14 protein-coding genes are annotated in these 12902 nt (G+C 63.2%); 2 read left to right on the top strand and 12 right to left on the bottom strand.

Annotation, left to right across the window (positions count from 1 at the left end; all coding sequences use genetic code 11):
• Positions 1–157: 157 nt before the first annotated feature.
• The 9 genes from C8N43_RS00795 to C8N43_RS00760 all read right to left on the bottom strand — a co-directional run bounded on the left by C8N43_RS00795 (position 158) and on the right by C8N43_RS00760 (position 7950).
• Positions 158–1162, bottom strand: coding sequence for an ABC transporter substrate-binding protein (locus tag C8N43_RS00795; RefSeq protein WP_107843807.1), 1005 nt, complete (start codon positions 1160–1162; stop codon positions 158–160).
• A gap of 22 nt (positions 1163–1184) precedes the next feature.
• Positions 1185–2039: an ABC transporter permease gene (locus C8N43_RS00790; protein WP_107843806.1), complete on the bottom strand. Its 855-nt coding sequence runs from the start codon at positions 2037–2039 to the stop codon at positions 1185–1187.
• Positions 2036–2950 (bottom strand): ABC transporter permease, encoded by a 915-nt coding sequence (locus tag C8N43_RS00785; RefSeq protein ID WP_107843805.1) that lies wholly within the window; start codon positions 2948–2950, stop codon positions 2036–2038. Before C8N43_RS00785 ends, C8N43_RS00790 begins: the two co-directional genes overlap by 4 nt.
• The gene (locus C8N43_RS00780; protein ID WP_107843804.1) at positions 2947–3372 is read right to left on the bottom strand and encodes a GNAT family N-acetyltransferase; all 426 of its coding nucleotides are present in this window, start codon (positions 3370–3372) and stop codon (positions 2947–2949) included. Before C8N43_RS00780 ends, C8N43_RS00785 begins: the two co-directional genes overlap by 4 nt.
• The gene (locus C8N43_RS00775; RefSeq protein WP_107843803.1) at positions 3365–4156 is read right to left on the bottom strand and encodes an ABC transporter ATP-binding protein; all 792 of its coding nucleotides are present in this window, start codon (positions 4154–4156) and stop codon (positions 3365–3367) included. The genes C8N43_RS00780 and C8N43_RS00775 overlap by 8 nt, the downstream gene beginning before the upstream one ends.
• A 29-nt stretch (positions 4157–4185) precedes the next feature.
• Complete coding sequence (locus tag C8N43_RS19520) at positions 4186–4356, bottom strand: hypothetical protein (protein ID WP_158269882.1); 171 nt, start codon at positions 4354–4356, stop codon at positions 4186–4188.
• A gap of 122 nt (positions 4357–4478) precedes the next feature.
• Positions 4479–5942, bottom strand: a complete 1464-nt coding sequence (gene hydA, locus C8N43_RS00770) for a dihydropyrimidinase (RefSeq protein WP_107843802.1) — start codon at positions 5940–5942, stop codon at positions 4479–4481.
• A gap of 71 nt (positions 5943–6013) precedes the next feature.
• Positions 6014–6703, bottom strand: a complete 690-nt coding sequence (locus C8N43_RS00765) for a hypothetical protein (RefSeq protein ID WP_107843801.1) — start codon at positions 6701–6703, stop codon at positions 6014–6016.
• The gene (locus C8N43_RS00760; RefSeq protein WP_107843800.1) at positions 6700–7950 is read right to left on the bottom strand and encodes a Zn-dependent hydrolase; all 1251 of its coding nucleotides are present in this window, start codon (positions 7948–7950) and stop codon (positions 6700–6702) included. The genes C8N43_RS00765 and C8N43_RS00760 overlap by 4 nt, the downstream gene beginning before the upstream one ends.
• 128 nt (positions 7951–8078) lie before the next feature.
• Between C8N43_RS00760 and C8N43_RS00755 the strand changes: the two genes are divergently transcribed.
• Both C8N43_RS00755 and C8N43_RS00750 read left to right on the top strand, forming a co-directional pair.
• Entirely contained in the window at positions 8079–8693 is a 615-nt protein-coding gene (locus tag C8N43_RS00755) for a TetR family transcriptional regulator C-terminal domain-containing protein (protein WP_107843799.1), read from the top strand.
• 39 nt (positions 8694–8732) lie between these two features.
• Positions 8733–9404 carry a ferredoxin reductase domain-containing protein gene (locus C8N43_RS00750; RefSeq protein WP_107843798.1) on the top strand — a complete coding sequence of 224 codons (672 nt, stop codon included), beginning with the start codon at positions 8733–8735 and terminating at the stop codon, positions 9402–9404.
• 1 nt (position 9405) lies between these two features.
• Here C8N43_RS00750 and preA read toward each other — a convergent pair whose 3' ends face one another.
• From preA to C8N43_RS00735, 3 genes are read right to left on the bottom strand one after another with little or no spacing between them, the layout of a single operon-like run.
• The gene (preA, locus tag C8N43_RS00745; RefSeq protein ID WP_107843797.1) at positions 9406–10710 is read right to left on the bottom strand and encodes an NAD-dependent dihydropyrimidine dehydrogenase subunit PreA; all 1305 of its coding nucleotides are present in this window, start codon (positions 10708–10710) and stop codon (positions 9406–9408) included.
• Between the two features lie 37 nt (positions 10711–10747).
• The gene (locus C8N43_RS00740) at positions 10748–11539 is read right to left on the bottom strand and encodes an Fpg/Nei family DNA glycosylase (RefSeq protein WP_107843796.1); all 792 of its coding nucleotides are present in this window, start codon (positions 11537–11539) and stop codon (positions 10748–10750) included.
• A gap of 1 nt (position 11540) precedes the next feature.
• On the bottom strand, positions 11541–12878 hold the full coding sequence (locus C8N43_RS00735) for an NAD(P)-dependent oxidoreductase (protein ID WP_107843795.1): 1338 nt from the start codon (positions 12876–12878) through the stop codon (positions 11541–11543).
• Positions 12879–12902: the final 24 nt, after the last annotated feature.

The following is a 12902-nucleotide window of genomic DNA, read 5'->3' as shown; positions in this document are numbered from 1 at the left end:
ACACTCAGCGGGCGGTCTGATCCGCGCCGCGCGATCCAGACAGTGGCTCCAAATTGTGGCGGATGTTCGGAAAAAATGTGTCGAATTGGATAAATTCGAGCGGGCGGTGTTCCGTCAGGCACGCAAGGCGGCCCCCGGGGGCCGCCTTGCAATAGGTCTAGTTCAGGGCCGCATCCGTGATCTCGGAGGTCCATGCGCCTTCCGGCGTCTTGGTGATCACGGGATCCGAGCCACCCGCCAGAAGCGTCTCGACCGTGCGGTTGAAATCCGCCTCATCGAGCGCGCCATTGGAGCCCGCGGTGAGCTTGGCGATCTCGCCCATCATGCGCTTTTGATGCGCCTCGGTCTGAGCCCCGCTCTCGTCGTTTTCAAGCACGATTTCCGCAGCCTCATCCGGGTTGGCCTCGGCGTATTTCCAGCCTTTCATCGAGGCGCGCACGAACTTGACCATCTTCTCCTTGAAGGCCGGGTCCGCGAGGTTTTGCTCAAGCGCATAAATGCCGTCTTCCAGCGTGGCGACGCCCTGATCTTCGTATTTGAACGTCACCAGCTCATCCTCGGAGACGCCCGCATCCAGCACCTGACCATATTCGTTGTAGGTCATGGTCGAGATGCAATCGGCCTGCCGTTGCAGCAGCGGGTCGACGTTGAAGCCCTGCTTCAGAACCGTCACGCCGTCCTCGCCGCCATCGGTCGAGATGCCTTCCTGGCTCATCCAGCTCAGGAACGGATACTCATTGCCGAAGAACCACACGCCGATGGTCTTGCCCTTGAAGTCCTGTGGCGAGGTGATGCCGGTGTCCTTCCAGCAGGTCAGCATCAGGCCAGAGGATTTGAACGGCTGGGCGATATTGACGACCGGCAGGCCCTTTTCGCGCGCGGCCAGAGCCGAGGGCATCCAGTTGAGCATCACGTCAGCGCCGCCGCCTGCCAGCACCTGCGGCGGTGCGATGTCGGGACCGCCGGGCAGGATCGTGACGTCGAGCCCCTCTTCCTCGTAGAAGCCCTTGTCCTTTGCCACGTAGTAGCCTGCGAACTGGGCCTGCGTGACCCATTGCAGCTGCAGCTTGACCGAGTTGTCGGCGTGGCCATCGGCAGCCGCAAACTGCGGTGTTGCCGCGAGCGTCAGCGCCAGAGCGGCGGTTGAGAGTAGCTTTTTCATGTTGTCCTCCAGGTTGGATTTTTCAGTGTTGTTGTTTGCGTTGCGAGGGGTGCCAGAATGTCAGGCGGCGCTCGACCAGCGCCACCGCCCCGTAGAAAGCCGAGCCCGCCAGGGCCGCGACCACGATTTCCGCCCAGACCATGTCGAGCGCCAGCTGCCCGACCGATGTGGAGATGCGAAAGCCCATCCCCATGGTGGGCGAGCCGAAGAATTCCGCCACGATCGCGCCGATCAGGGCCAGGGTTGTCGAGATTTTCAGCCCGTTGAAGATGAAAGGCAAGGCCGCGGGCAGACGCAGTTTGGTGAGCGACGCCCAGTAACCCGCGCCATAGGTGCGCATCAGATCGCGCTGCATAGCCGTGGTCTCCTGCAGGCCCGCCACGGCGTTGACCAGCATCGGGAAGTAGACCATCACGACGACCACGGCCGCCTTGGACTGCCAGTCGAAGCCGAACCACATCACGAGGATCGGCGCGGTGCCGACGATAGGCAGGGCGGCCACGAAATTGCCCACTGGCAGCAGGCCGCGACGCAGGAAATCGAACCTATCGACAAGGATGGCGGTCGCAAAAGCGGCCCCGCAGCCGATCAAGTATCCCGACAGCGCGCCTTTGAGGAAGGTCTGTTTGAAATCAAGCCAGAGCGTCGGCAGCTCTTCGGCGAATTTTACGGCTACTTGGCTGGGCGCGGGCAGGATCACCAGCGGGACCTCAAGGCCGCGCACCAGAAGCTCCCACATCACCAGCAGGGTCAGGCCGAAGATTGCGGGAACCGCCAGCCGAACGGCCGGAGTGTGGGAGCCAGGGCCATTGGCAAGCCGCACATTGAGCGCCCAGGCTGCAAGCCACAGGATCAGGGCAAGAGCCACCAGCGTCATGCGAGCCCCATTCGCTTGAGAGTGCCGCGCTGGATCACCCCGATGATCAGCACAAGACCCGCCGCAAGGATCGCCGCAAAGACGAGCGCCGACCAAATTTGCACCATCTGTCCGTAATAGCTGCCTGTCAGCATCCGCCCGCCAAGCCCCGTGGCGCCGCCCGCAGGAAGCTCCGCCACGATGGCACCGACTAGGGACGCGGCCACGCCGATCTTGAGCGAGGCAAAGAGATAGGGCATCGAGGCGGGCAACCGCAGCTTCCAGAACGCCTGCGTGCGCGAGGCATTATAGGTGCGCAGCAGATCCATCTGCATCGCATCTGGCGCGCGCAGGCCCTTGACCATGCCCACGACCACCGGAAAGAAACTCAGGTAGGCAGAGATAATCGCCTTCGGCACGAGCCCCTGCAGCCCGACGGAATTCAACACCACGATGATCATCGGCGCGATGGCGAGGATCGGGATTGTCTGCGACGCAATCGCCCAGGGCATCACGCTCATATCCATCGCACGGCTGTAGACGATGCCGACCGCGAGCAGGATCCCCGCGCCGGTGCCGATGACGAAGCCCAGAAGCGTCGCGGACAGGGTGATCCAGCCGTGGTAGACGAGGCTGCGTTTCGAGGTGACTTTCTTCTCCACCGTGGTGTCCCACAAGTCCAGAACGACCTGATGCGGCGCGGGCAGCCTTGGCCGGTCCTGCGCGTAGGTCGCTGGGATGGCGAAGCTGTTTTGCAGGACGAGCCCGAGGTGGCCCGCATCGCGTCGCGCCATCGGGCTGTCCGGGGTGACCTGCGCCCCTGCCCGCTCCAGCCCGGTCAGGGTTTCCTTGATGTTCATCACCGGCACGGCGGCGTACCAGATCGCAAAGATCGCCGCGACCACGACCAAAACTGGACCCGCGGTTCTCATGCGCGCCACTCGAAGGTGATCTCGGGGATGCCGTCGTTGCCCTGCCACGGCGCGCCGGTCGGCTGAAACGCTTCTCGCGCGTAGAACCGGTGCGCGGCTTTGTTGGCGGCGTGGCTGTTGAGCTTGAGGTAGCTGCGCCCGGTTTTGGCGCGGTCCAAGAGCGCCTTGCCAAGCCCCTGCCCGGGTCGACCCACATAGAGCCCCCAGATATGGTTTTCCGCCGGATCAAGCGACAGGTAGCCTGCGATCGGATCGCCAACCACATATGCTTCGCGCTTCGGCAAGCCCTCTCGCAGGGCCGTCTCGATCGCGTCGGGCGATATCGTTCTCGGCATCCAGTCCGTGCCGTCGATCCACGCGTTCAGGATCGCGGCGCAGGCGGGCGCATCGTCCGCGGTGGCGCGGCGGATCGGCTCAGTCATCGAGATGCCCTGCCCTCAAGCCCTCGCGGACCCGGTGCGCAATTTCCAGAAACTTCGGCGTTTCGCGGATTTCTAGAGGACGGTCTTTCTGCAGCGGGCTGTCGATCACGTCTGTGATCCGCCCAGGCCGCGGGCTCATCACGACGATCTTGGTCGACAGATAAACGGCTTCGGGGATCGAATGGGTCACGAACCCGATGGTCTTGCCTGTCCGCGCCCAGAGCGCGAGCAGTTGCTCGTTGAGATGGTCGCGCACGATCTCATCCAGCGCACCGAACGGCTCATCCATCAGCAAGATATCCGCATCGAAGGCCAGCGCCCGTGCAATGGAGGCGCGTTGCTGCATGCCGCCGGACAGCTGCCACGGGTATTTCGCGCCGAACTCCGACAGATCAACCAGCTCCAATACCGACGACACGCGGGCCTGCTGATCGGCCTTTGAATAGCCCATGATCTCTAGCGGAAGCTTGATATTGCCAGATATCGTCCGCCACGGGTAAAGCCCCGCGGCCTGAAACACGTAGCCATAGGCGCGGGCCTGCCGCGCCTCTTCGGGGGTCATGCCATTGACGGTCAGCGTGCCGCCCGTGGGCTGCTCCAACCCCGCGACGCAGCGCAGGAAGGTGGTCTTGCCACAGCCGGATGGTCCGATAAAGGAGACAAACTCGCCCGGAGCGATATCCAGCGACACATCCGAGAGCGCATGAACCGGCGCGTCGGCTGTCTGGAACACCAGATCCAGGTTTTGCGCCGAAATGACCGGCGCGGTCGTGTCGAGGGCCATCTAGCGCAGCCCTCGCATGGACGAAGGCTCTAGAGAGCGACCTCGTCGTTGGCCGCGCTGTATTTCGACCAGACCCCGCCGATCGCGAAAGCTGCGAAGATGAACATCGCGTCGGCAATTGCCACGTCGTTGATCCAGGTGCCGACGGCCAGCAGCCCCAGCGCCATTACCAAGAGAGCTTTGGTAAACAGAATTTGCATCCGGAAACCCCTTCATTTGTCCCGATCTGAGGGTAAGGAATTCCAAACCTTTGGGGCGAGACTGTGACACTGGGCGGGCGTTTCGGTCCAATTTGGAGGTATTGTGCAACATTTAATTCTAATCAGACCCCGGACGGGATGTTGAGCGGATCGCGTTCGATCTTGCGGGGGGTGTTGAGCGATTTCCAGCGGCTAAGCGCCTTGGAGGCAGAGGCAAAGGCCGGGCGTCGCACAAATTTTCCGCGGCCGGGCTGCGGCTGCGAGTTTTGCCCGTAGGCCCAGATCACCTCACCCCGCGACAGCGTGTAGCGCGGCTGTGCCGTGACGGTCATGCCTTCGAACACATTGTAATCAATGATCGATTTCTGCGTGCTGACGGCAATCTCGCGGCTGATGGTCGGATCCCACACCACGACATCAGCGTCGCCACCCACGTTGATCCCGCCCTTCAGCGGGTAGATGTTGAGGATCTTGGCGATGTTGGTGGAGGTCGCGGCCACGAATTCTTCCGGCGTCAGGCGGCCGGTCTCGACCCCGGTGGTCCAAAGCATCGCCATGCGCTCCTCCAGGCCGCCCGTGCCGTTGGGAATGGACGTGAAATTGTCGAGCCCCATCTGCTTTTGCTTATCGGTAAAGGCCGCGTGATCTGTTGCCACGACCTGAAGAGAGCCTGCGGCAAGGCCTGCCCAGAGTGAGGCCTGATGGTCCTTGGAGCGGAACGGCGGGCTCATTACCCGGCGCGCGGCGTATTGCCAATCCTTGTTGAAATACTCGCTCTCATCGAGGGTCAGGTGCTGGATCAGCGGCTCGCCATAGACCCGCATCCCCTTCTGTCGCGCACGCCGGATCGCCTCGTGCGCCTGCTCGCAGGACACGTGCACAATATAAAGCGGCGTGCCAGCGGCGTCGGCGATCATGATGGCACGGTTGGCGGCCTCGCCCTCGACCTCGGGCGGGCGGGAATAGGCGTGGCCCTCGGGTCCGGTGATGCCTTCGGCCATGTATTTCTGCTGCAGCTCCTGCACAATGTCACCGTTCTCCGCGTGGACCAATGGCAGCGCGCCCAATTCTGCGCAGCGTTTGAACGACGCGAACATCTCGTCATCCTCCACCATCAGCGCGCCTTTGTAGGCCATGAAATGCTTGAACGTGTTTATCCCGCGCTTGTTAACAACATCTTCCATCTCATTGAAAATGTTCTCATTCCAGCCGGTAATGGCCATGTGGTAGGAGATGTCGCAGCAAATCTGGTCCTTGGACTTGCGGTCCCAATCATCAATGGCGGACAAGAGCGAGCCGTCCTCGCCCGGCAGGCAGAAATCCACCAGCATCGTGGTGCCACCGGCGGCGGCGGCAAAGGTGCCACTCTCGAACGTCTCTGCCGCGGTCGTGCCCATGAACGGCATTTCGAGATGTGTGTGAGGGTCGATGCCGCCCGGGATGACATAGGCGCCTTCGGCGTCGATGACTTCGTCGCCTTTCAGGTTCTCGCCGATCTCGGCGATCTTCTCGCCCTCGATCAATACATCCGCGGTCCAGCTGCGGTCCGCCGTGACGATTGTGCCGCCTTTGATCACCTTGCTCATCGGGGTCTCTCCTTGGTCTCAGTCTCGGGCGCAGGGCGCGGCCTGCGGGAATGGGTCAGTCTTTTAAGCGCTCACTTGCGCTTGATGGCAAATCGGGACCGCTGGCCGCCGGAGCCGCGCAGCACCACCATGTCGAGAAGCACCGCGTTCTTGTCGATCGAGTAGATCGCGCGGCGGGTCTCGTTGACGAGCCCGGGGTTCTTCTCGCGCGGGTCAAGCTTGGTGCGGGAGCGCCAGATGCCGCCCTCTTCGGTCGTTTCGGTCACCAGCGAAGCCGCCCGCCCGGCGCGGTCGATGGCCTTGTAGCGGCAGGTGCCGAGCACCGCGAAGCAATCATTGGGCGCATAGCGGGTCGTGTCGCCGGTGATCGACGAGCTGGTCGCCCGAAAGCGGTTGTCGGCCTTGAGCCCGATGGGAATGAACAGCTGGTTGCCCCGCGCACTGATCGGCGCCTCGCCGATGGCCTCTGACAGGATCGCGGTGATCTGTTCGAGGTTCCGGGCATCCGGCAGCGTCAGGATCATCTGCCCGGCATAGGTGTAACTTGTCGCCCCGCGCTTGCGGGAAGTCAGGCGCATATCCGTCGGGATCGGCAGGCCGTCATTAATCAGATCAAAGCGGTAGGTGACGCCCGAGGGGGGCCGGATCGCATCAAGATCGACATCGGATCCAATGCCGGGCCGCACGGTCAAGGTCTCGCCGGGGGGCGGCGCACAGGCGGTCAGCAGCAAGGCCGCGCACAGGGCGGCGAGACGCTTCAAGAGACGATCTCCGCCGTCTCGACCACGGCGTGGAACAACACATTGGCCCCCGCCTCTGCCCAGTCGGGGCTGATCTCTTCGGCCTCGTTATGGCTCAGACCGTCGACACAGGGGCACATGATCATCGCCGTGGGCGCCACGCGGTTGATCCAGCAGGCGTCATGCCCCGCGCCGGAGATGATATTCTGGTGGCTGTAGCCCAGCCGCTCTGCCGCGCTGCGCACGGCGCTCACGCACCCCTCGTCGAAGGTGACGGGATCGAAGCCGCCGACCTTCTCCATCTCGATGCCAAGCCCCATATCATCGCAGATCGTCTTGGCACCGGCGGCAAGCCGTGCCTCCATATCTTCGATCACACTCAGATCAGGGGATCGGAAGTCGACGGTAAAGACAACCTTGCCCGGGATCACATTGCGCGAGTTCGGGTAGACGTCGATATGGCCCGCCGCGCCCACCGCGTGGGGCGCGTGAGACAGGGCAATCTGGTCGACAAGCTCCAGCACCCGCGCCATGCCGAGCCCTGCATTCTTGCGCATGGGCATCGGGGTCGAGCCGGTGTGGCTGTCCTTGCCGGTGATGGTGACCTGCGTCCAGCTGAGACCCTGGCCGTGGGTGACGACGCCGATGTCCTTGCCTTCGGCCTCCAGGATCGGCCCCTGTTCAATATGCAGCTCGAAGAAGGCGTGCATCTTGCGCGCGCCGACCTCTTCGTCGCCCTTCCAGCCGATGCGCACTAGCTCTTCGCCGAATGTCTTTCCCTCGGCATCGGTGCGATCATAGGCCCAATCCTGCGTGTGGATGCCCGCGAAGACGCCCGATGACAGCATCGCGGGGGCATAGCGCGTGCCTTCCTCATTGGTGAAATTCGTCACGACGATGGGATGCTTGGTGGTGATGCCCAGATCGTTGAGCGAGCGGATAATCTCCAGCCCGCCCAGAACGCCCAGCACGCCGTCATACTTGCCGCCCGTTGGCTGCGTGTCGAGGTGGGAGCCGACATAGACCGGCAGCGCATCCGGGTCTGACCCCTCGCGCCGCGCGAACATATTGCCCATCTGATCAAGGCCCATCGTGCATCCCGCCGCCTCGCACCAGCGTTGGAACAGGGCGCGGCCCTCGGCATCTTCGTCGGTCAGGGTCTGGCGGTTGTTGCCGCCCGCGACGCCCGGGCCGATCTTGGCCATCTCCATCAGACTGTCCCAAAGGCGCGCGCCATTGATCTTCAGGTTTTCGCCAGGTGCTGCCATGAGATGTTCCCCAGTATTTGACCAGTCGGTCAAAGAGAGGCTACCCATGGGTCATGGGGTGTCAAGGATTCCTCTCGCGAAACCTGCCCGCCGACGCGGCAATCGATGAAGAATGAGGCACCCGACAGATGGCAGATGGCCGCCCCCGCACCCGCATCCAGCAGCGCAACCGCGAAGCCATTCTGGAGGCCGCGCTGGAGGTCTTCTCGACCCATGGATTCCGCGGTGCCACGCTCGACCAGATCGCGCAGGGCGCGGGGCTGTCGAAGCCCAACCTGCTCTATTACTTCCCGTCCAAGGAGGCAGTGCATGTCGAACTTCTGGGCGGGCTCATGGACACCTGGCTTGACCCGCTGCGCGACCTTGACCCGGATGGCGACCCGATCGAGGAAATCCTGACCTATGTACGGCGCAAGCTGGAGATGAGCCGGCTTTACCCGCGCGAAAGCCGCCTTTTCGCCAACGAGATCGTGCAAGGCGCGCCGCGCATGAAGGACGCGCTGACCGACGAGCTACGCCCTCTGGTGGATGCGAAATGCGCCGTGTTCGAGCGGTGGATGGAGGACGGCCTGATTGCACGGCTTGACCCCTACCACCTGATCTTCTCGATCTGGTCGCTGACGCAGCACTATGCCGATTTCGATGTGCAGGTCCGCACCGTCATGGGCCCGCGCGACCCGTTCAAGACAGCACCGGATTATCTAGAAGCCGTGTTTCGCAAAACGCTGGCGCCGGGAACCTGAACGCCTCGGCTGCGGTTGGTTGTGCAAAAGGAGCACAACATGAGCCATTCCGTCACCCTGACCTCGGTCGAGCCGATCACCCACAACACCTACCACCTCACCATGGAGCGCCCGGAAAGCTTCGACTTCGCCCCCGGCCAAGCCACCGAACTTGCCATTGACAAGGACGGCTGGCGCGACGAGGCACGGCCGTTCACGATGACCTCACAGCCCGAGGACCCGGAGTTGAGCTTCGTCATCAAGAGCTACCCTGACCATGACGGCGTAACAGAACAGGTCGCGAAGCTGGGCGCGGGCGATACAGTAATGCTCGACGAGCCCTTTGGCGCGATCCAGGACCAAGGCCCGGGCGTGTTTATCGCAGGCGGTGCCGGCATCACCCCATTCATCCCGATCCTGCGCAAGCGCGCCATGACCGGCGACTTCCAGAACTCACACCTGATCTTCTCAAACGCCACCGAGAAAGACATCATCCTGCGCGAAGAGTGGGAAGGCTATGACGGTCTCGAGACCACGTTCCTCGTGACCGAACAGGAAAACAGCCCGATGCACGCGCCGCAGCTCAACAAGGGAATTCTGGCCGAGCTGATCGACGATTTTGGGCAGAACTTCTACCTGTGCGGCCCTAAACCGATGGTCAAGGATGTCCGGTCCGCGCTCAAGGAGCTTGGCGCGCACGAGGACAAAATCATCACCGAAGACGGCTGGTAGGCTACTCTGCGGCCACAGCACCCGGATTGTTCGGGTGCGTGGTCCAGTTTGCGTACTCCTTCTCCACGATTTTGCCCGTGCGGGGGTCCACCTCGCCGGGCGTCATCGGCACCATCGAGATGCAGTCTTCCACCGGGCAAACATCCACGCACAGGTTGCAGGCCACGCATTCCGCGTCGATCACCTCGAACGTGCGGTCCCCTGACATCGAGATCGCCTGGTGCGAGGTATCCTCGCAGGCCGCGTAGCAGCGCCCGCATTTAATGCAGGCATCCTGGTCGATCTTGGCCTTGGCGACGTAGTTGAGGTTAAGGTACTGCCAGTCGGTCACGTTCGGCACCGCCATCCCGATAAAATCCGCGGTCGATGTGTGCCCCTTCTCGTCCATCCAGTCCGACAGGCCCGAAATCATTTCCTGCACCACCTTGAAGCCATAGGTCATTGCGGCCGTGCAGACCTGCACGTTGCCACATCCCAGCGCCATGAACTCCGCCGCGTCGCGCCATGTTGTAATGCCGCCGATGCCAGAGATTGGCAGACCACGCGTCTGCGCGTGACGCGCGATCTCAGAGACCATCGACATCGCAATGGGCTTCACCGCGGGGCCGCAGTAGCCGCCATGGGAGCCTTTTCCGTCAATCGAAGGCTCAGGGCTCATCGTGTCGAGGTTGACCGAAGTAATCGAGTTGATCGTATTGATTAGCGACACCGCATCGGCACCCCCATTCAAGGCCGCCTCTGCGGGCTTGCGCACGTCGGTGATGTTGGGGGTCAGCTTCACGATCACGGGCTTGGAGTAGTTCTCCTTGCACCAGCGCGTCACCATTTCGATATATTCCGGCACCTGCCCCACGGCGGCGCCCATGCCGCGCTCCGACATACCATGCGGGCAGCCGAAATTCAGCTCGATGCCATCCGCGCCGGTCTCTTCCACGCGCGGCAGAATGGCTTTCCACGCCTCTTCCTCGCACGGCACCATGAGGGATACGATCATCGCGCGGTCGGGGTAGTCGGCCTTTACGCGGGTGATCTCCTCCAGATTTATCTCAAGCGGTCGGTCGGTGATCAGCTCGATATTGTTGAGCCCAAGCAAGCGCCGGTCCGCGCCGTAAATCGCACCGTAGCGCGGCCCGTTGACGTTGACGACGGGCGGCCCCTCTGCCCCAAGCGTCTTCCAGACAACACCGCCCCACCCCGCCTCAAAGGCGCGGCGCACATTGTATTCCTTGTCGGTCGGCGGTGCAGAGGCCAGCCAGAACGGATTGGGGCTTTTGATGCCAAGGAAATCGGTTGTCAGGTCAGCCATGGGACTTCTCCTCTTGGGACAATTAGATTGGCGGGGCTCATGCGGCCTCCACCTGATGCTTGGGGCAGAAATAAGAGCTGCGGCCGCCCACCTTGATCCGGGCGATGCTGCCGTCACAGCGCGTACAGGCGTACCCTTCCTCGCGGCGGTGGATCAGCCACGCGTCCGGCAGTTCGCGATAGTGGGCATCCACGTCACAGACGCCGCGCAAAATCCTGTCTGAGGCCTTGTGGAGGCCCGAAATGTCGTCGCGGCTCAGCTCCGGGATCTTCGTGGCCGGATGAATGCCCGTCTGGTAGAGCGTCTCATCGGCCCAAAGATTGCCGATCCCCGCCAGCCGCGACTGATCCATCAGCGCCGATTTGATCGCGCCGCGCCCGCCTTCAAGCCGGTTCGCAAATCCATCGGCGTCGAGGTCAAGCGCATCGGGACCCAGCTCGCGCGCTTCGATCTCCGTCTCGGGTGTGTCGACGTATTTGACCCAGCCGAACTTGCGCGGATCGCGGAACGCCATGCGTCGGCTGCCCTCGAACGCGACAATCAGCCGGGCGTAATCCGGGTTGCCGTCCTCGGCGTCATACACCCGGACCGAGCCCGCCATGCCCATATGCAGCGCCATCCAAGGGCCGGTTGCGGACCCGGCGAAGAGGTATTTTCCGTGACGGCGCACCTCGGTGAATTGATGCCCCTCAAAACGCGCGCGATCTTCGGGCCCGGGCAGCTCGACATGCTTGGTGTCGTTGCCCAAAGTCACCGTCTCGATCGTGCGGTGGAGCGCGCCGTCCTTGATCCGGCGCCCGTAAGCTTCGACTTCCGGCAACTCGGGCATGTCAGGAGGACAGCCGCGCGTGGATGTCTTCTGCGGCGTCGCGGCCTTCGGCCACCGCGGTGACGGTCAGGTCCTCGCCCCCCGCCGCGCAATCGCCGCCCGCCCAGACCTTCGGGTTCGAGGTGCGGCCCGCGCCGTTGACGGCGATCTTGCGCCCATCAAGCTCCAGCCCGTCCGGCACACCTTCGAGCGCCTGTCCGATTGCCTTGAAGACCTGATCGCATTTGAGGCGGAAGGTCTCGCCCGTGCCCTCGAGCCCGGCATCCGTACTGCGTGTGTACTCGAACTCGACCTCGACCGCGGCACCATTGCCATGGACCGCGACGGGTTGAGCGTTTGCGATGATGCGCACGCCTTTCGAGGTGGCGAGGTCCTGCTCGTAGGTGGACGCCCCCATGCGGTCGGTGCCGCGGCGATAGACGATGGTCACCATCTCCGCGCCCAGGAGTTTGGACTGCACCGCGGCGTCTACCGCCGTCATGCCACCACCGATAACCACCACGTTGCGGCCCACGGGCAGCTTGGTCAAATCGTCTGTCTGGCGCAGCTCCGCGATGAAGGACACCGCGTCGAGCACACCGTCCTTGTCCTCACCGGGTGCGCGCAATGCATTGACGCCGGCAAGCCCCATGCCCAGGAACACCGCGTCATGCTCCGCTGTCAGCTTGTCGAGGTCGATATCCCGCCCGAGCGCCTTGCCCGAATGCATCGTGATACCGCCGATCTGCATCAGCCACTCGACTTCGCGCGCGGCAAACTCGTTGGGCGTCTTGTAGGCCGCGATGCCGAATTCGTTGAGCCCGCCGGGCTTCGGCTTTGCGTCAAAGAGCGCGACGTCGTGGCCATGCATCGCCAGCCGGTGCGCACAGGCGAGGCCTGCGGGGCCCGCCCCCACTACAGCCACACTCTTGCCGGTGGGTGCGGCGCGGGTGAACGGATGCATGCCAGCCTCCATCAACGTGTCGGTCGCGTGGCGCTGCAGGCGGCCGATCTCTACCGGCTTGCCCTCCGCGGCCTCGCGCACACAGGCCTGCTCGCACAGGGTTTCTGTCGGGCAGACGCGCGCACACATCCCGCCAAGGATGTTTTGCGACAGGATCGTCTTGGCCGCGGCCTCTTCCGTGCCGGTCTGGATCTGGCGAATGAACAGCGGGATATCGATGTCCGTCGGACAAGCCGTGATGCAGGGCGCATCATGGCAGAAATAGCAGCGATCCGCCGCAACCGCCGCCTCGTGCGGTGCGTAGGCGGGATGCAGATCCGAGAAGTTCTCGGCCAGGGTTTCGGCGGGCAAGCGGCCCGCGGCAATGCCGGGGGTCAGGGGCGTGGCGTCGGACATGGGGTCTCCGGGCTGCGTCAGGGT

Source organism: Litoreibacter ponti (assembly GCF_003054285.1).
Classification (GTDB): domain Bacteria; phylum Pseudomonadota; class Alphaproteobacteria; order Rhodobacterales; family Rhodobacteraceae; genus Litoreibacter; species Litoreibacter ponti.
This window is presented reverse-complemented; position numbering and strand designations above follow the sequence as displayed.